The organism is Mycobacterium sp. 1274761.0 (genome assembly GCF_001668615.1).
GTDB lineage: Bacteria > Actinomycetota > Actinomycetes > Mycobacteriales > Mycobacteriaceae > Mycobacterium.
The window spans coordinates 129,325-150,748 of sequence record NZ_LZMC01000056.1 but is presented as its reverse complement, the minus strand read 5'-3'; the positions used below and the strand labels follow the sequence as shown (position 1 = coordinate 150,748).

Below are 21,424 nucleotides of genomic sequence, written 5' to 3'. Positions count from 1 at the left end.
TGACCGGCATCTACGCCCAAGTCCTCGGACTCAACCGCGTCGGAGTCGACGACTCCTTCTTCGAACTCGGCGGCGACAGCATCCTGTCGATGCAGGTGGTGGCGCGCGCCCGCGCAAACGGTGTGTTGATTCGCCCGCGCGATGTGTTCGTCGAACAGACGGCGGCCCGACTGGCCCAAGCGGCCGGGCTAGCCGACGATTCAGCTGAAGTGATCGACGAAGGTGTCGGACCGGTGGTGCCGACACCGATCATCAGGTGGCTGGAAAGCGTGGATGGTCCGGTCGATCAGTTCAACCAGACGGTCGTGGTACAGGCTCCGGCCGGGGCCACGGAGACCGATGTGGTGGCGCTGTTACAGGCATTGCTGGATCGGCATGCCATGCTGCGCCTTCGGGTGGACGACGACGGCGCCGGGGGGTGGGCGTTGCAGGTGCCCGAGCCCAGGTCGGTCGACGCTGATGCCTGCCTGCAATCCGTGGACGTGTTGTCCGACGAGGCGTTCGTGAAGGCGCGGTCACGGTTGAGCCCGACGGCCGGCGCGATGCTCAGTGCGCTCTGGGTCACCAGCACCGGACAACTCGCGTTGGTCGTTCACCATCTCGCAGTCGATGGCGTGTCGTGGCGCATCCTGCTGGAGGATTTGAACATCGCCTGGGCCCAGCATCAGAGCGGACAGCCGATTGCGTTGCCCGCGGGTGGGACTTCTTTCGCCCGCTGGGCGACCTTGCTGAACGAGTATGCCCACGACCCCGAGGTGGTTGCCCACATCGACGCGTGGCGAGAGGTAGCAGCGACCCCGGCCGCCCTGCCGGCGGTGCAACCCGGTGTCGACACGTTCGCCATGGCGGGGAAACTCGCGGTTGAGTTGGATGTCGAAACTACCCGAATGCTGCTAGGAGAAGTACCGACGGCGTTCCATGCGGGAGTGCAGGACATCTTGTTGATCGCATTCGCCCTGGCCGCAGCAGAGTTCGTGGGTACCGGCAGCACACCGATCAGCATCGACGTGGAGGGGCACGGCCGCGTTGAAGAGCTGGCCGAAGAATTGGATCTGTCGCGCACAGTGGGCTGGTTCACCACGAAATACCCGGTGGCGTTGACCGTCGGCGGGCTGAACTGGGCTCAGGTCAGTGCCGGCGGATCCGCGCTGGGTGCGCTGGTGAAAGACGCCAAAGAGCAGCTGCGCGCCCTACCGGATGGTTTGACCTACGGCCTGCTGCGCTATCTGAACTCCGAAGTCCAGCTCGCTGAACCCGATCCGCCCTTCGGGTTCAATTACCTTGGGCGGCTAGGCGCTTCGGCGACTGAGACTTCGAGCAAGGTATGGCGAATCAGCGACGGCGGCGTGTCGTTGGCCGGCGCCGCCGCGGAGATACCCATGCCACTGATCCACACGGTGGAGCTCAACGCCGCCACCGCCGACACCGACGATGGTCCGCAGTTGCACGCCACTTGGACGTGGGCGTCCTCGGCGCTCAATGAAGCACAGGTCCGTCGGCTGAGCCAGCTGTGGTTTGAGGCGCTCACGGGAATCTGCGAGCATGTCAGGGATGGTGGAGGCGGGTTGACGCCGTCCGATATCGCCGTCAGTCTCAGCCAAGAGCAAATTGAGGAGCTCCAGCGGCAATATGCAAATCGCTGACATCCTGCCGCTGACCCCTCTGCAGCATGGCTTGCTTTTTCATGCTGGCGCTATGCCGGACTCCGGCGGCGATGTATATGCGGTGCAGTTCGATATCACCGTCAGCGGCGTCCTCGACGCAGACCGTCTGCGCGACGCAGTCCAGGCTGTGGTCAACCGGCATCCGAACGTCGCAGCTCGCTTCTCCGAGCAATTCGGCCAGCCGGTACAGATCATTCCCGCCGATCCGGAGGTGCCCTGGCGCTACGTCGATCTAGCCGGAAGCGATGTCGACGAGGAACAGATCCAGCGACTCTGCGCCGCCGAGCGAGCCGCAGTCTGCGATCTGGCCGCCGAGCCGGTATTCCGGGTGGCGTTGATTCGTGTCGCAACTGACCGGTACCGCTTCGTGCTCACCAACCATCACATCATTCTCGACGGTTGGTCGATGCCGATTCTGCTGGGCGAAATATTCGCCACCTATTCCGGACGTCGACTTCCCCCGGCTACCCCGTATCGCAGGTTTGTCAACTGGCTGGCCAGTCGAGATCGCGATGCGGCCCACGCAGCGTGGCGTGAGGTGTTGGCCGGTTTCGACACTCCCACCTTGGTGGCTACCCCTGACAGGCAAGGAGTAGGCGCCCGAGCTGTTGCATCGTTTCACTTATCCGAGCAGGCTACGCGGGCGCTCAGCGAATTGGCACGCACAAACCAAACGACGGTCAACGTCGTGCTCCAGGGCGCCTGGGCGTTGCTGCTGAGTTCGCTGACCGGCCAACAGGATGTCGCCTTCGGCACCGCGGTCTCCGGAAGACCGACAGAGGTGGTCGGTGCGGATTCGATGGTCGGCCTGTTGATCAACACGGTGCCGGTGCGAGCGCGCATCACAGGGGGAACCACCGCTGCGGATCTGCTCGACCAGCTGCAAACCGCCTACAGCAACACGCTCGAACATCAGCACCTGGCGCTGTCCGAGATACACCGCCTCACCGGTCTCGACAAACTCTTCGACACGCTTTTCGTCTACGAGAATTACCCGATGGACGCGGCCGCGTTGGCAGGTGACCAGGACCTGGCAATAACCGACTTCAGTGCCCGCGAATACAACCACTACGCGTTGACCCTCCAAGCCGTACCGAGCAATGAACTGAGCCTTCGCGCCGAATACGACACGAACGTTTTCGACGCCGCCAGCATCGAGGCTCTGATCGGGCGATTTGAGCGGGTCTTGGTGGCGATGTCCGCCGAGCCGGCGCGCCGGCTGTCGTCGATCGATCTGCTCGATGCCGGCGAGCATGCTCGGTTGAACGAGATGGGTAACACGTCGGTCTTGACCGAACCCGCAACGCGAACAGCGATTCCAGCGTTGTTCGCCGCGCAGGTGGCGCGGGCTCCGGAAGCGGTCGCCCTCAGCTTCAACGATCGGTCCATGACCTATCAGGAGCTCGACGAGGCGTCGAACCGGCTCGCGCATCTTCTTGCCGCCAACGGCGCACGTGCGGGACAGTGCGTGGCGCTGCTCTTCCACCGGTCGGCCGAAGCGATCGTGGCTATCTTGGCCGTACTCAAAGCGGGAGCGGCCTATCTGCCGATCGACCCGACCGTGCCGGTCGCCCGGATCCGATTCATGGTGGAGGATGCCGGTCCGATCGCCGGCGTGACTACAGCCGGCTCGGCCGCCCTACTGAACGAGCTTTCGGTACCGGTCATCGATGTCGATGATCCGCGAATCGGCAACTACCCGAGCACGGCGTTGCCTGAGCCGGCCGCCGACGACCTTGCCCACATCATCTACACCTCGGGTACCACCGGCATGCCGAAGGGCGTGGCCGTGACCCATTCCAACGTCACCCGGTTGTTCGATGGAATGGATGTCGGGTTCGAGCTGACGGCGGAGCAGGTCTGGACGCAGACTTCGTCGTTGGTCTTCGACTTCTCGGTGTGGGAAATATGGGGCGCGCTGCTACACGGTGGCCGGTTGGTGGTGGTGCCCGAGGATGTCGCTCGCTCACCGGAAGACCTTCAGGCGCTGGTAATAGCCGAGCACGTCACCGTCCTGAGCCAGACACCGTCTGCAGTAGCGGCGCTTTCGCCGGACGCCCTGGATTCCGTGGCGTTGATGGCCGCCGGCGAAGCCTGTCCAGTCGCAGTCGTGGACAGGTGGGCGCCCGGGCGAGTGATGATCAACGGGTACGGCCCGACTGAAACCACCGTCTACGCCACGATCAGTGCGCCGCTGCAGGCGGGGTCGGAAGTGGTGCCCATCGGCGCGCCGGTGCCTGGGGCGGCGTTATTCGTACTCGACGGGTGGCTGCGCCCCGCGGCGCCCGGTGTGGTCGGCGAGTTATACGTGGCCGGGCGCGGTGTGGCGGCTGGCTATGTGCGCCGCGGGGGGCTGACGGCGTCGCGATTCGTGGCGTGCCCCTTCGCTGATGCCGGGGGGCGGATGTACCGCACCGGGGATCTGGTGCGGTGGGGCCCTGACGGGCAGTTGCAATATTTCGGCCGCGTCGATGAGCAGGTGAAGATCCGCGGATACCGTATTGAGCTCGGCGAGATACAAGCAGCCCTGGCAGAACAGGACGGCGTCGAGAATGCGGCGGTGGTCGTCCGCGAGGACCGACCGGGCGACAAACGCATCGTCGGCTATGTCACCGGGACTGCCGATACGGTCGAGTTGCGCGACGCCCTTGCTGCGCGGCTGCCAAGTTACATGCTGCCGACGGCGGTCGTCACGCTCGAAGCACTGCCGTTGACCGTCAACGGCAAACTCGACAGACGAGCCCTGCCTCCGCCGGAATACCAGGGCATTGAGCGCTACCGCGAACCGACTGACGCGGTTGAAGAGCTGCTGGCGGGGATCTTCGCCGAGATCCTCGGGGTTGAGCGCGTCGGAATCGACGAGTCCTTCTTCGAGCTGGGTGGGGACAGCATCTTGTCCATGCAAGTCGCGGCGCGTGCGCGTGCCGCCGGCTTGGCTTGTCGCCCGCGTGACATCTTCGTTGAGCAGACGGTGGCCCGGCTGGCCCGGGCAGTCTCGGCTGCCGACGGCGCCACCGAAGCGCCCGACGAGGGCTTCGGGCCGATTCCCGCGACGCCCATCATCCGGTGGTTGGAAAGCGTCGATGGCCCCGTTGACCAGTTCAACCAAGCGGTGCTGCTGAAGGCGCCGTCAGCGGTGACCGACGCCGACGTAGCCGCGGTGTTGCAAGCGTTGCTGGATCGGCATCCCATGCTGCGGTTGCGCGTCGAAGAAGACGACAACGGCAGCTGGTCACTGACCGTGCCGTCGGCAGGGACGGTCGACGCGGCCGGATGCCTGATTTCCGTCGACGCAGTGTCCGACGCGGTGTTGACCGAGGCGTTGACACGGTTGAACCCGGCAGCCGGGGCCATGCTCGCCGCGGTGTGGGCGCCCTCCACCTCCGAATTGGTACTGGTCGTCCACCACCTGGCAGTCGACGGCGTGTCATGGCGAATCTTGTTGGAAGACATCAACATTGCCTGGGCGCAGCAGCGCGAGGGCCGTCCGGTGGAGTTGCCGGCTGGCGGAACCTCGTTCGGCCGATGGGCCACGCTGCTGGCAGAGCACGCGCACCAACCGCACGTGATCGAGCATGCGCAGGCGTGGCGGCAGGTAGTGGCCGCCCCCGCCGTGTTACCTGCGGTGCAGCCCGCGGCCGATACGTTCGCGACGGCTGGGCGTCTGTCGTTGTCGCTCGATGTCCCGACCACTCGGATGCTGCTGGGCGAGGTGCCGGCTGCATTCCATGCCGGCGTCAACGACGTTCTGCTGATCGCTTTCGGACTGGCACTGTCCGAATTTCTGGCCACCGGCGGCAAGCCCATCGGTGTCGACGTGGAAGGCCACGGCCGGTATGAGGAGCTGGCCGCCGACGTGGACCTGTCACGCACCGTTGGCTGGTTCACCACGAAATACCCGGTGGCGATGACGGTCGGCGGCCTGGACTGGGACCACGTGAAAGCCGGTCAGGCAGCGCTGGGAACAGTCGTCAAGGACGTCAAAGAGCAGCTGCGAGCGCTTCCCGACGGGTTGACCTATGGCCTCCTGCGCTATCTGAACGACGAGGTCGAGCTGACCGAGCCTGATCCCGCCATCGGGTTCAACTATCTAGGCCGGCTTGGCGCTTCGGCCGCTGAGGCGTCAACCGAGGCCTGGCGATTGAGCCCGGATGCGTTGTCGGCCACGGCCGCGGCGGCAAACATCCCTATGCCGTTGATGCATTCGCTCGAGCTCAACGCGGCCACGCTCGATGCGGAGACAGGTCCGCAGCTGCAAGCCAACTGGAGCTGGGCGCCCTCGGCGCTGGACGAGGTGCAAGTCAGCCGGCTCAGTCAGTTGTGGTTTGAGGCCCTCTCCGGTATCTGCGCGCTTGTCCGCAACGGTGGGGGAGGCTTGACGCCGTCCGATGTCGCCCCGGCTCGGTTGACGCAACAGCAGCTCGACGAACTGGGCCCGCATGAAGAGATCGCGGACATCCTGCCGTTGACCCCGCTGCAACACGGACTGCTGTTCCACACCAATACGGTGCAGGCCAGCGAAGACGTCTATGCGGTGCAACTGGACATCGGCGTAGACGGGCCGCTTGATGCGCAGCGGCTCCGCGAGGCGGTCGAATTAGTGGCCGACCGGCATCCGAACCTTGCGGCCAGTTTCTGCACCAGGTTTGACGAGCCGGTGCAGATCATTCCGGCCAATCCCGAGGTGCCCTGGTCCTACACCGAATTGAAGCCCGGCGACCTGGACTTCGAGACGCAACTACAAACGTTATGCGCTGCCGAGCGCACAGCGGTTTGCGATCTCGTCAACCAGCCGGGGTTCCGAGCGACTCTGATTCGCACCGCAGAAGACCGGCACCGCTTCGTGCTGACGTTCCACCACATCGTGATCGACGGCTGGTCGCTGCCAATCCTGCTGAAAGAGATCTTCGGCGGCTACTACGGGCTGCGGTTGCCGGCGCCCGCGTCATACCGCAAATTCGTGACGTGGTTGGCCGACAGGGATCTTGATGCCGCTCGCGCGGCTTGGCGCAACGTGTTGGATGGCTTTGAAACTCCGACCATGGTGGGTCCGCCGGATCAATCAGGGCACGGCGTGCGAGACGTTGCAGTGTTCCGGCTGCCGGTGCAACCGACCCGAGCCGTGAGTGACCTGGCGCGGTCTCATCAGACCACCGTCAGCACCGTCCTTCAGGGTGCCTTCGCGCTGCTGGTGAGTTTACTGAGCGGCCAGGACGACGTCGCCTTCGGAACTGCGGTATCCGGGCGGCCCCCTGAGTTGGTCGGTGCGGAATCGATGGTCGGCTTGTTGATCAACACGGTTCCGGTGCGGGCGAAGATCACGCCCCAAACGACCACCGCAGACTTACTCAGTCAACTGCAGGGCGCCTACAACCACACACTTGAGCACCAGCACCTTGCACTCAGTGAGATACACCGCCTCGTCGGCCACGATCAGTTATTCGACGCCATGTTCGTCTACGAGAACTATCCTGTGGACGCCGAGGCCCTGGCTGGTGACGATGGACTGACGGTCGCTGGGGTCGCCAGCCGCGAGTACAACCACTATCCGTTGTCGGTGCAAGCCATACCGGGTGACGAACTCGTGTTACGCATCGAATTCGACGCCGGCGTCTTCGATGCCCAAGCCATCGAGGTGTTCGTCAACCGGCTGGAGCGGCTCGTGGTGGCGATGGCCGAAAAGCCAACGCGGCGGCTCTCGTCGGTGGATTTGCTCGACTCCGGTGAGCACGCCCGCCTCGCCGAGATCGGCAATCGGGCAACTCTGACGCAATCTCCTACCCGCCGGGTGTCGATCCTCGACTTGTTCACCGCGCGAGTGGCGGAAGCGCCGGACGCGGTGGCGCTGGTCTGCGGCGAACAATCCTGGAGTTACGCCGAACTCGACAGAGCGGCCAATAAACTGGCGCACCTGCTCGTCGGCAATGGAGCAGGCCCGGGCCAGTGCGTAGCGTTGATGTTCGGCCGGTCGGCCGAGGCAATCGTGGCGATCATGGCGGTGCTCAAAACCGGTGCGGCCTATCTGCCGATGGATCCAAGTCTGCCTGCGGCTCGCATCGAATTCATTGCCGCCGACGCCACGCCGATCGCCGCTGTCACCACTGCTGATCTGGCCAGCCGGCTAGAGGGCCATGGATTGGTGATTGTCGACGTCGACGATCCCGCCGTCGGCGACCAGCCGAGCACCGCACCGGTCGCGGCGGTCCCGGTCCCAGACGACGTCGCCTACGTGATCTACACGTCTGGCACCACTGGGCTCCCGAAAGGCGTTGCGGTCACGCACCAGAACGTCACCCAACTGCTGGAGCCGTTGGACGTTGGGCTGCCGGCGTCCGCAGTATGGCCCCAATCCCATTCCCTGGCCTTCGACGTCTCCGTGTGGGAAATCTTCAATGCACTGCTCCGCGGCGGCCGGTTGGTGGTGGTGCCCGAAGAGGTGACTCGCTCGGCTGAGAACTACCAAAACGTGCTGGTCGCTGAACACGTCAGCGTGCTCACCGAAACTCCGTCCGCGGTCAATGTCCTCTCACCCGAGGCCTTGGACTCGATGGCATTAGTAGTCGTCGGTGAGGCGTGCCCGCCCGAGGTCGTGCAGCGGTGGGCTCCTGGACGGCTGATGGTCAACGCCTACGGCCCCACTGAGACCACCATGTGTGTGGCGATCAGCGCTCCCCTCTCAGCGGAGTCGGACGGCGTGCCGATCGGGTCTCCCGTTGCGGGTGCTGCTCTGTTTGTACTGGACAACTGGTTGCGCCCGGTGCCCGAGGGCGCGATCGGCGAGCTGTATGTGGCTGGTGCCGGATTGGCGACCGGTTACGTGCGACGGACGGGGTTGACGGCGACGCGGTTTGTCGCGTCTCCGTTCGGAGCGCCGGGGGCACGGATGTACCGCACCGGGGACCTGGTGGTGTGGCGCGCGGACGGGCAGCTGGTTTATCTCGGCCGTGCGGACGATCAGGTCAAGGTTCGTGGGTACCGCATCGAGCTCGGCGAAGTGCAGACTGCGTTGGCCGGATGCGACGGCGTCGAGCAGGCGGCGGTGATCGCACGCAAGGATCGCCCCGGTGACACGCGCCTCGTGGGTTACGTGACTGAAACCGCAAGCGGCGCAGTGGAGTCGAGTGCGGTTCGCAACGCGCTGGCCGAGCGGTTGCCGGCCTACATGGTTCCGACGGCGATTGTGGTGCTCGACGCGCTGCCGCTGACGGTCAACGGAAAACTCGACACGCGCGCTTTGCCTGCACCTGAGTACGCCGGCACCGGTCGTTACCGCGCCCCGACCAACCTCACCGAAGAACTATTGGTCGGCATCTACGCCCAGGTTTTGGGAGTCGAGCGCGTCGGGGTCGACGATTCGTTCTTCGACATGGGCGGTGATTCGTTGTCGGCGATGCGCCTGATCGCCGGCGCCAACAGAGCTTTGGACGCAAATCTCACCGTGCGCGACCTGTTCCAGGCGCCGACGGCCGCCGAATTAGCGCTCCGTGTCGGTGTCGACGGGCACGGCATTGCACCTCTTGTTGCCGGCGATAGGCCCGCAGCGGTGCCATTGTCGTTCGCCCAGAATCGGTTGTGGTTCCTGGATCAGCTGCAGGGGCCGTCACCGGTGTACAACTTGGCGGTCGGGCTACGGTTGCGCGGGCGTCTCGATGTCGAGGCGCTGCGGGCGGCAGTAGCTGATGTGGTGAGCCGCCATGAAAGTCTGCGTACGCTGTTCCCCGCGGTGGATGGGATACCCCAACAGTTCGTGGTTCCAGCTCACCAAGCAGAGTTCGGGTGGGTCGTCATCGATGCGGCCGGTTATTCCGCGACGCGGTTGGACGAGGCCATCGGCGCCGTAGTGCGGGAACCGTTTGACTTGGTCACTGAGATCCCGTTGCGGGCAAAGCTTTTTCATATCACCGACGACGAGTACGTGCTGGTATCGGTGGTACATCACATCGCCGCCGATGGTCTGTCGATCGCGCCTTTGGTAAGGGATCTGTCGGTGGCGTACGCCAGCCGATGCGATGGTCGGGCACCTAGCTGGAACCCTTTGCCGGTTCAGTACATCGATTACACGTTGTGGCAGCGTGCACAACTCGGCGATATCAACGACAGCCGCAGCCGTATCGCCGCGCAGCTTGCTTACTGGATGGATGCCTTGGCGGGGATGCCGGAGCGGCTCGAGCTGCCGACGGATCGCCCCTATCCGCCCGTGGCCGATTACCGCGGCGCCCGCGTGGCGGTCGACTGGCCAGCACATCTGCAGCACCAGATCGCTTCGGTGGCTCACAAGCACAATGTGACCAGCTTCATGGTGATGCAGGCGGCGTTAGCTGTGTTGCTGTCCAAGCTCAGCGCGAGTTCTGATGTGGCCGTTGGCTTTCCGATTGCTGGGCGTCGCGACCCGGCACTTGACGGCCTGGTCGGTTTCTTCGTAAACAACTTGGTCTTGCGCGTGGACCTCGCCGGTGATCCCACGGTGGCGGAGCTGCTCAGTCAGGTGCGGGGGCGTAGCCTGGCGGCTTACGAACATCAGGATGTGCCGTTTGAGGTACTGGTGGAGCGGCTCAAGCCGCGCCGTTCCCTCACCCATCACCCGCTGGTCCAGGTGATGTTGGCCTGGCAGAACGATGATTCTGCCGCCGACCTCAATCTGGGCGATCTTGACGTAACGCCGCTGGCGGCCGACACCAACACCGCTCGGGTGGACTTGACCTTTTCGCTCGCTGAACGGTGGAGCGAAGCTGGGGAGCCCGCCGGAATCTCAGGGGTGGTGGAGTTTCGCACCGATGTCTTCGATGCAGCCAGTATCAAGACGCTGACGGAACGGTTGCAACGAGTGGTGGTGGCCATGACCACCGACTCGACCCGGCAGCTGTCGTCGATCGATGTTCTGGACGGGGCTGAGCGCGGCTGGCTCGATGAGGTCGGTAACCGGGCAGCGTTGACCGCGCCGGCGACCGCCTCGGTTTCGGTTCCGGTGTGGTTCGAGGCGCAGGCGGCGCGGGCGCCTGAAGCAATTGCGATCACCTGTGGAAACCAGTCGATGACCTACCGGCAACTCGACGAGGCGGCTAATCGGTTGGCGCACCTGTTGGCCAATCAGGGGGCAGCTCCGGGAAAGAGTGTGGTGTTGTTGCTGCCGCGATCGGCAGAGGCGATCGTGGCGATCTTGGCGGTGCTGAAGGCGGGCGCTGCGTATCTGGCCATCGACCCAGGCCTACCAGCCTCGCGGATCCGGTTCATGGTCGAAGACGCCGCGCCGATTGCGGCGATAACCAGCGGGGTGTTAAGCGACCGCCTGGACGGGTTTGGCCTGTTCGTTGTCGATATCGAAGACCCTCGAATCGCCGCGTACGCGGCTACCAGCCTGCCGGCGCCTGCGCCAGAGGACATCGCCTACCTCATCTACACCTCCGGCACTACCGGTTTGCCGAAGGGCGTGGCGATCCCGCACCGCAACGTGACCCGGCTGCTGGAGGTCCTCGACGCTGAGATCGAACTAGCAGGAAAGGTTTGGTCTCAGTGCCATTCCTTGGCGTTCGACTTTTCGGTGTGGGAAATCTTTGGTGCACTACTGGGCGGGGGACGGCTCGTCGTGGTGCCCGATGCCGTCGTCCGTTCACCCCAAGACCTCCATGCGCTGCTGGTTGCTGAGCAGGTCAGTGTGTTGAGCCAGACCCCCTCCGCCTTTTATGCGCTACAAACCGCTGATGGGCTTTCGTCGCGGGCTCCGCAGCTCAAGCTCCAGGCCGTCGTGTTCGGCGGCGAAGCGCTTGAGCCCCAACGTCTTCGCGCTTGGCTGGATGAACACCCGGACTCGCCGCGGTTGATCAACATGTACGGCATCACCGAGACGACGGTGCATGCGTCGTTCCGGGAGATCGTCGCGACCGATCTCGACAGCCCCGTCAGTCCGATCGGTGAGCCATTAGCTCATTTGGCCTTCTTCGTGCTGGATGGGTCATTGCGAACAACGCCGACCGGTGTGGTCGGAGAACTGTATGTGGCCGGTGCAGGGCTGGCCTACGGGTATGTGGGTCGGTCGTCGTTGACTAGTTCGCGGTTCGTCGCGTGCCCGTTCGGTGACCCGGGAATGCGGATGTACCGCACTGGAGACCTGGTGCGATGGGGCATTGACGGGCAACTCCAGTACCTGGGGCGCGCCGACGAGCAGGTCAAGATTCGCGGCTATCGCATCGAGCTCGGTGAGGTACAGGTAGCGTTGGCCGGTTGCGACGGCGTGGAGCAGGCGGTCGTGGTCCCGCGCGAAGACCAGCCAGGCGACAAGCGACTGGTCGGATATGTGACGGGCCCAGCGGTTCCCGCTGCGGTTCAGGGTGCGCTGACGGAGCGGTTGCCGGCCTACATGGTTCCGGCAGCGGTTGTGGTACTCGACGAGCTGCCTCTGACGGTTAACGGAAAGATCGACAAGAAAGCCCTGCCGGCGCCCGAATATACGGTTACCGACGACTACCGCGCCCCGACCGGCCTGACCGAGGAGATCATGGCCGCCATCTATGCCCGAGTACTCGGGTCGGAGCGTGTCGGCGTCGATGACTCGTTTTTCGAATTGGGCGGTGATTCGCTGTCCGCGATGCGGGTAATAGCCGCTGTCAACAAGACTTTGGACGCCGGTTTGACCGTGCGTGACTTGTTCGAAGCGCCTACGGTTGCGCAGTTGTCGTCGCGTGTCGTCGCAGACTCCGCTGGCCTGGAACCGGTATTGCCGGTCGAGCGCCCGACGCCAGTTCCGCTGTCCTTTGCCCAGAACCGGTTGTGGTTCATCGATCAGCTGCAGGGTCACTCACCGGTCTACAACATGGTGGTCGCGCTGCGGTTCAGTGGACCACTGGATGTCAAGGCATTGCGGGCGGCGCTGGGTGATGTGGTGGCTCGGCATGAGTCGCTGCGCACGGTGTTCCCGGCGGTGGATGGGGTGCCGCAGCAGGTTGTTGTGCCGTCCGAGCAGGCGACCGTCGACTGTGAAGCTGTTGACGCAGTGGGGTGGTCGGAAAGCCGGGTGCGGGAAGCCGTGGAGGAGGCGGCCCGGCACACTTTCGATCTGGCGACAGACATCCCCTTCCACGCAACAATTCTGCGAGTAGGCGATGACGAGCATGTGTTCGTAGGCGTCGTGCACCACATCGCCGCCGACGGGTGGTCGATCACACCGTTGGTGAACGATCTTGGCGCTGCGTATGCAGCACGGCTCGCGGGGACCGCACCCGCCTGGGCAGACCTTCCGGTGCAGTATGTCGACTTCACGTTGTGGCAGCGTGCGCAGTTTGGCGATCTCGAAGACACCGACAGCCCGATCGCAAACCAGTTGGCCTATTGGGAACGTGCCCTATCAGGAATTCCGGAGCGCCTTGAGCTTCCGACCGATCGACCGTATCCGCCGGTGGCCGACTACCGGGGGGCGACCGTGGTCGTCGATTGGCCGGCTGAGGTTCAGCAGCGGGTGAATCAAGTAGCGCGCCAGCACAACGCCACCAGCTTCATGGTGGTGCAGGCCGCACTGGCGGTGCTGCTGGCGAAGCTCAGTGCGAGTCGCGATGTCGCCGTGGGATTTCCGATCGCCGGCCGGCGTGACCCAGCCCTGGATGAGCTGGTGGGATTCTTCGTCAACACCTTGGTTCTGCGCGTCGGTCTAACCGGCGATCCCACCATTGCGGACCTGCTGACACAGGTGCGACAGCGGAGCCTGGCCGCCTTCGAGCATCAAGATGTGCCGTTTGAGGTGCTGGTAGACCGGCTCAACCCGACCCGATCGCAGGCTCATCAGCCGTTGGTACAGGTGTTGCTCGCATGGCAGAACTTCGCCGGGCAGAACAACGCCGGCGCTGAACTCGCTTTAGGCGACGTTCAAGTCACCCAGTTGCCAGCGGAAACACACACTGCCCGAATGGATTTGACGTTCTCGCTGGCGGAGCGCTGGAGCACGGACGGCGAACCCGCGGGGATCACTGGGGCAGTGGAATTCCGCACCGATATCTTCGATGCGGCCAGCATCGAAGCACTGGTTCAGCGATTCGAGCGCGTGTTGATGGCGATCACCGGCGACCCGGATCGTCGGTTGTCTTCGGTCGATGTGCTCGATGAGGTCGAACACTCACGTTTGCAAGCGCTCGGTCACTGGCCAGCGTTGACAACGGCGGCGGCTGATCCGGCTTCTATCCCGGTTCTGTTCGATGCACAGGTGTCGCGTTCTCCGGAAGCGTTGGCGGTGACCTTCGAGGGCCGCTCGTTGACGTATCAGGAACTCAATGATGCCGCGAACCGGTTGGCGCATCTGCTGGCTGACCTCGGTGCGAAACCGGGCGAACGCGTGGCCTTGGTGATGTCGCGTTCGATCGACGCGATCGTTGCGCTGCTGTCGGTGCTCAAGACCGGCGCGGCCTATGTGCCGGTAGACCCAGCACACCCTGACTCGCGAATCGCTGTGATCCTCGCCGACGCGGCGCCGGTTGCGGCAATTACCAACGGGGAATTGAGGTCTCGGTTAGAGGTGGGCGATATCCCGGTCGTCGAGATCGAGGACCCCCGCATCGACACCCAGCCGAGCACGAACCTTCCGGCGCCTGCGGGAGACGACCTCGCCTACATCATCTACACCTCTGGAACCACTGGGCTACCCAAGGGCGTCGCGGTCACTCATCGCAGCGTGACAAACCTATTGGACTCCTTGGACGTTGGTTTGAAGCTGGACGGCCAGGTGTGGTCGCAGTGGCATTCGTTGGCGTTCGATGTGTCGGTGTGGGAGATCTTCGGAGCTCTGCTGCACGGCGGGCGCCTGGTGGTGGTGCCCGAAGCAGTGGCGGGTTCCCCAGATAGCTTCCGGGCCTTGCTCATTGAAGAACACGTCACCGTTTTGAACCAAACTCCTTCTGCGGTCGCAGCGCTGTCGACGGAGGGCTTGGATTCGGTGGCGTTGGTGGTAGCGGGCGAAGCGTGCCCGGTCGAGGTGGTGGATCGCTGGGCACCCGGCCGCACGATGATCAACGGCTACGGCCCGACCGAGACGTGGTACACGTCGTTCAGTGCACCGTTGACCGCGGGCTCAGGTGTGGTGCCGATCGGTTCGCCGGTGCCCGGCGCTGCGTTCTTCGTGCTCGACGCTTGGTTGCATCCGGTCGCACCGGGAGTGGTCGGTGAGTTGTATGTGGCTGGAAGCGGTGTGGCGTGCGGATATCTGGGCCGCGGTGCGTTGACTGCGTCGCGGTTCGTGGCATGCCCGTTCGCCGGGAGCGGGGCCAGTATGTATCGCACCGGAGATTTGGTGCGGTGGGGTTCCGACGGGCAACTGCAGTACCTCGGTCGCGCTGACGATCAGGTCAAGATCCGCGGATATCGCATCGAACTCGGCGACATTCAGGCGGCCCTTGTCGGCTTGGACGGCGTGAAGCAAGCGGCGGTGATCGCCCGCGAGGACCGCCCCGGGGACAAACGCCTTGTCGGCTATGTCACCGGGACAGCCGACCCGCACGCGCTGCGCTCCAGCCTTGCTGAGCGGTTGCCGAATTACATGGTTCCTGCGGCCGTGATGAAGGTCGATGAACTGCCACTGACGGTCAACGGCAAACTCGATACCCGAGCGCTGCCGGCTCCGGACTACACCGATACCGATCGCTACCGCGCCGCTTCGAATGCGGTCGAGGAGATTCTGGTGGGCATCTACGCCCGCGTGCTCGGTGTGCAGCGCGTGGGAGTCGACGAATCCTTCTTCGACTTGGGTGGGGATTCGCTGTCGGCGATGCGGGTCGTGGCCGCGATCAACACCGGCCTGGATGCCGGCCTGGCAGTGCGCGACATCTTCGAGGCGCCGACCGTGGCCGGGCTGGCGCTGCGCGTGGGCGCCGGTGAAGACCTATTGGAGCCACTGGTCCCCGTCGAGCGCCCCGCGGTCGTGCCGTTGTCCTTCGCCCAGAACCGGTTGTGGCTCATCGACCAGCTACAGGGGCCGTCACCGATCTACAACTTGGCGGTCGCTCTTCGGCTCAACGGTGACCTGGACATCGAAGCATTGAGGGCCTCGCTGCTCGACGTGGTGGATCGCCATGAGAGTCTCCGCACCCTCTTCTCGGCGCCGGAAGGCATCCCGGAACAGGTGGTGGTGCCTGTTGAGCGGGCCGACATCGGTTGGCAGTTCATTGATGCCAGCGCCTGGACGGCGGCGCGTATTCATGACGAAATCGGCTCGGTCGTTCGCGCCCCGTTTGACTTGGCAGTCGAGATTCCGTTGCGAGCGGGGCTTTTCCGGATCGACGGACAAGAACATGTGCTGGTAGCGGTCCTGCACCATATCGCCGCCGATGGTTGGTCCATCGCTCCCCTGGTGCGAGATCTCGGCACGGCATACGCCAGTCGATGCGCAGGGCGAGCACCGGATTGGGCGCCGCTACCGGTGCAGTATGTCGATTACACGCTGTGGCAGCGCGCGCAGCTGGGTGATCCGGCCGATGACGACAGCAGAATCACCGCGCAATTGGCCTACTGGGAACACGCCCTGGACGGGCTACCGGAGCGGTTGCAGTTGCCCACCGATCGACCTTATCCACCGGAGGCCGACTACCGCGGCGCGGAAGTGCCGGTGGACTGGCCCGTCGAGATGCAGCTTCAGACTGCTCGGGTCGCCGGTGAACACAACGCGACCAGTTTCATGGTGATGCAGGCTGCGCTGGCCGTGCTGCTGGCAAAGCTCAGCGGCAGTTCCGATGTGGCGGTTGGATTCCCGATCGCCGGCCGCCGCGACCCGGCGCTCGACGAGCTGGTCGGTTTCTTCGTCAACACATTGGTGTTGCGGGTCGACCTTACGGGCGATCCGACAATCGCTGAGGTGCTGGCCCAGGTTCGTCGGCGCAGCCTGGCGGCGTTCGAGCATCAGGATGTGCCGTTCGAGTTGTTGGTGGAGCGACTCAACCCCACCCGTAGCCTGAACCACCATCCGCTGGTCCAGGTATCGCTGGCCTGGCAAAACAATGCCGCGAGCACGCTGACTTTGGGTGACGTGGAAATCACGCCGATATCGGCCGAGACCCAATCCGCTCGGATGGATCTGACGTTCTCGTTGGGCGAGCGTTGGGACGAAGCCGGACAGCCCGCCGGAATCGGTGGGGTGGTCGAGTACCGAACTGATGCCTTCGACAACTCCAGCATCGAGGCCATGCTTGAGCGGCTGCGGCGGGTGGTCGTAGCGCTCGCCGGTGACCCCTCACGGCGACTGTCGTCGATCGACGTGGTCGACGTCGACGAGCATGCCCAGTTGAAGGCGTGGGGTAACCAGGCGGCGTTGACCGCCCCCCTACCGCCGGCGGTGTCCATACCCGAACGGTTCGCTGCACAAGCCCTTCGCACCCCCGCAGCAGTTGCCATTCGCACCAACGGCCGCTCGGTGACTTACCGCGAACTCGACGACGCCTCAAATCGCTTGGCGCACTTACTGGTTGGATATGGAGTGGGCCCAGGGCAGCGTGTGGCGTTGCTGGCAGACCGCTCAGCCGAGGCTGTCGTGGCGATGTTGGCCGTGATGAAGACAGGGGCGGCGTATGTGCCGATCGACCCGGCGCATCCGGACGCGCGAATCGACTTCGTGCTCGAGGACGCCGCGCCGATCGCCGTCCTCACCAACGCGCGGCTACGCTCGCGGATGGCCGACACAGAGGTATTGGTCCTCGATATCGAAGATCCCGCTGCCGGTGCCCAACCCGACACCCCGCTGCCGTCGCCGGCGCCACTCGACATCGCCTACCTGATCTACACCTCAGGCACCACCGGAGTGCCCAAGGGAGTGGCCACCACTCACCACAACGTCCTTCAGCTGCTCGAGAGACTCGGCGCGTATCTACCTGTCACCGGGGTCTGGACGCAGTGTCATTCCTATGGCTTCGACTCGTCGGTATGGGAGACCTGGGGTCCGCTACTGCATGGGGGTCGGGTAGTGGTCGTGCCCGACGCGGTGACACGCTCGTCGGAGGAATTGCACAACTTGCTGGTGGCCGAGCAGGTCAAGGTGCTGACGGAGACCCCGTCCGCGGCGGGGGTGCTGTCCCCGGAGGGGTTAGCTGACCTCGCGTTGGTAGTCGCCGGGGAGGCTTGCCCGCCCGAGCTGGTCGATCGGTGGGCGCCGGGCCGGGTGATGCTCAACGCCTTCGGCCCGACCGAGACGACGATGGTCGTGATGCTGAGTGCTCCGCTACAGCCAGGGTCGGGTGCACCACCAATCGGTGCACCGGTGCCGGGGGCAGCGCTGTTCGTTTTGGATAGATGGTTGCGCCCGGTGCCTCCCGGGGTGGTCGGCGAGTTGTATGTCGCCGGCGCCGGGGTGGGGATCGGCTACTGGCGGCGGGGGTCGTTGACCGCATCGCGGTTTGTGGCGTGCCCGTTCGCCGGTGCTGGCGTATCCGGATCTCGCATGTACCGCACCGGAGATTTGGTGTCGTGGGGTCTCGACGGTCAACTGCGCTATCTGGGGCGGGCTGATGAACAGGTCAAGATCCGGGGATATCGCATCGAGCTCGGTGAAATCCAAGCTGCGTTGGCGGGATGTGACGGTGTCCAGCAGGCGGCAGTGATCGCCCGTGAGGACCGCCCTGGCAACAAACGCCTTGTCGGGTACGTCACCGAGTCGACAACCGGGGCCGTGAATCCGGCCGAGATCCGTGCGACGCTGCATCATCGGCTGCCGGGCTACATGGTCCCGACCGCCGTCGTCGTGCTCGATGCGTTCCCGCTCACTGTCAACGGCAAGCTCGACACCCGCGCGTTGCCGGCGCCCGACTACACCGACGTTGATAGCTACCGCGCCCCGACCGGTGCGGCCGAGGAGATCTTGGCCGGGATATTCGCGGAGGTGCTCGGGCTGGAGCGGGTCGGGGTCGACGAATCGTTCTTCGAGCTCGGCGGCGACAGCATCTTGTCGATGCAGGTGGTGGCCCGGGCGCGCGCTGCGGGTCTGTTGTGCCGGCCGCGTGACGTCTTCGCCGAGCAGACTGTGGCTCGGTTGGCGCGGGTGGTCGAGGTGACCGACGCTCCGCCTGACGTCGTCGATCACGGTGTCGGGCCGGTGGTGGCCACTCCCATCATGCGGTGGTTGGAAGGCATGGAGGGTCCGGTCGAGGAGTTCAGCCAGGCGGTGGTGCTCCAGGCCCCCGTCGGCACCACCCGGTCCGATGTGGCGGCGCTGTTGCAGGCGCTCGTGGACCGGCATGCGATGTTGCGCCTTCGCGTGGACAGTGGCGACAACGGAGCCTGGGTTCTTTCCGTCCCTGAACCCGCGGCGGCGGATGCGCAAGATTACTTGCGAACCGTGGACGTGTTGTCCGACGCGGCGTTGGTCGAGGCGCGGTCGCGCGTGAATCCCGCCGCGGGGGTCATGGTCGCAGCGGTGTGGGCGGATGCGACCGGACAGCTGGCGCTTGTCGTCCACCACTTGGCCGTCGATGGCGTTTCGTGGCGAATCCTGTTGGAAGACATGAACATCGCCTGGGCGCAACACCGGAATCGGCAGCCCATCGTGCTGCCTCCGGGCGGAACGTCTTTTGCGCGATGGTCGACACTGCTGGCCGATCATGCCCACAGCCCCGAAGTCGTGGCTCAAGCCGAGGCGTGGCGACGGGCGACTGCGCACCAGGCGGTGCTGCCCCCGGTGCAGCCGGCGCTGGATACCTACGCCACAGCCGGTCGCTTGTCGGTGTCGCTTGATGTCGACACCACGCGGATGTTGTTGGGAGAGGTGCCCGCCGCGTTCCACGCCGGCATCAACGACATTCTGTTGATCGCGTTCGGGTTGGCGGCCGCTGAGTTCTCGGGTGCCAGTGGTGTGCCGATCACCATCGATGTGGAGGGTCACGGACGCGCGGAGGAGGTTTCCGCGGATGTGGATCTGTCGCGCACCGTGGGCTGGTTCACCGCCCTTTATCCGGTCGCGCTGGAAGTGGCCGGCTTGGACTGGGGTCAGGTCAGCGCCGGCGGATCGATGCTGGGCACGTGGGTCAAGGACGCCAAAGAACAGCTGCGCGCCTTGCCGGACGGTGCGACCTACGGATTGCTGCGCTATCTGAATTCCGATGTTGAGCTGGGCGGCGAGGATCCGACGATCGGTTTCAACTACTTGGGACGCCTAGGGGCGGCGGGTGGCGAAACTCCCGGCGATGCCTGGCGGATCAGCTCGGAGGGTATGGCGTTCATCGGCGGGGTCGCGACGTTGCCGCTGCCGTTGGCGCACACCGTGGAGCTAAACGCCGCCACCGCCGACACCGACTTCGGTCCGCAGCTGCACGCCGACTGGACGTGGGCGCCGTCGTCGCTCGATGCCACGCAGGTGGGCAGGCTCAGCCAGTTGTGGTTCGAGGCGCTGGCGGGAATCTGTGCGCATGTGCGCGCAGGGGGCGGTGGACTCACCCCGTCGGACATCGCTCCTGCTCGGCTGAGCCAGCCAGAACTCGACGACCTGTGCCAGCGCTACTCGGTGGCCGATGTCCTGCCGTTGACTCCGCTACAGCAGGGCCTTCTGTTCCATGCCAGCGCCGCGCAGGGCGACGGTGACGACGTGTACGCGGTGCAATTCGATATCACCATCACGGGCCCGCTCGAGCCGCTACGGCTGCGTGATGCGGTGCACGCCGTCGTCTCACGGCATCCCAACGTGGTTGCCCGCTTCAACGCTCAATTCCATGAGCCGGTTCAGCTCATCCCGGCCGATCCGGCGGTGCCGTGGCGTTACGTCGACCTGAGCGGAGCCGAGGTTGATGCGCAGTTACCGCGTCTATGCGCTGACGAGCGCGCCGCTGTGTGCGACCTGGAAAATGAGCCGCCCTTCCGGGTGGCATTGACCCGCATCACCCCAGAGCGGCACCGGTTGGTGCTGACCTACCACCACATAGTGCTCGACGGCTGGTCGATGCCGATCCTGCTGCAGGAAATCATCGCTAGTTATCAGGGGTATCGACTGCCAGAGCCCGCGCCCTATCGCAGGTTCGTCACCTGGCTGGCCGAGCGTGACCTGCACGATGCCCGTGCGGCCTGGACCGAGATGTTGGCCGGGTTCGACACACCCACTCTGGTAGCGCCGCCGGATCGGTTGGGACTGGGGCCCCGCGCGGTGGCGGCCTACAAAGTGTCGGAAGACGTCACATACGCGCTCGGCGAGCTGGCCCGCTCGCACCACACCACGCTCAGCACTGTTCTCCAGGCTGCATGGGCCCTGCTGTTGAGCACCCTCACTGGCAATGATGATGTCGTTTTGGGCGCCGTGGATTCCGGGCGTACGACGGAGGTTCCGAGAGCAGAGTCGATGCTGGGACTCTTGATCAACACGGTCCCAGTGCGCGCGACCCTCACCTCCGACACCACCACCTCCAGTTTGCTGAATCAGCTGCAAAAGGCGCACAACGACGTCGTCGACCATCAGCACCTGGGGCTGCCCGAGATCCACCGGCTCGCAGGTCACGACCGACTGTTCGACACCGTTTTCGTGTTCGAGAATTACCCGGTGGACAGTACGGCTCTGTCTCGCGGTCACGACTTGGCCATCGCTGATTTCACCGCTCGTGACTACTACCATTACCCACTGGCCGTACAAGCGATGCCCGGCGATGAAGTGGCCCTTCACGTACAGTTCCGCACCGATATTTTCTCCATGGCCGGTATCGAGGCGCTCGTCGAGCAGTTGCAGCGGATCTTCGTGAAGATGACCAGCGACCCCGAACGGCATCTCTCATCAGTGGACGTGATTGATAGGACCGCGCACGATCTTTTGGAAAAGATCTACGGCC

General features: G+C 64.6%; 1 pseudogene. It reads left to right on the top strand.

The annotated features are described in order from the left end of the window. Positions 1 to 21,411, top strand: a pseudogene (locus A5651_RS10580) (non-ribosomal peptide synthase/polyketide synthase); the annotation flags it as partial. Positions 21,412 to 21,424: the final 13 nt, after the last annotated feature.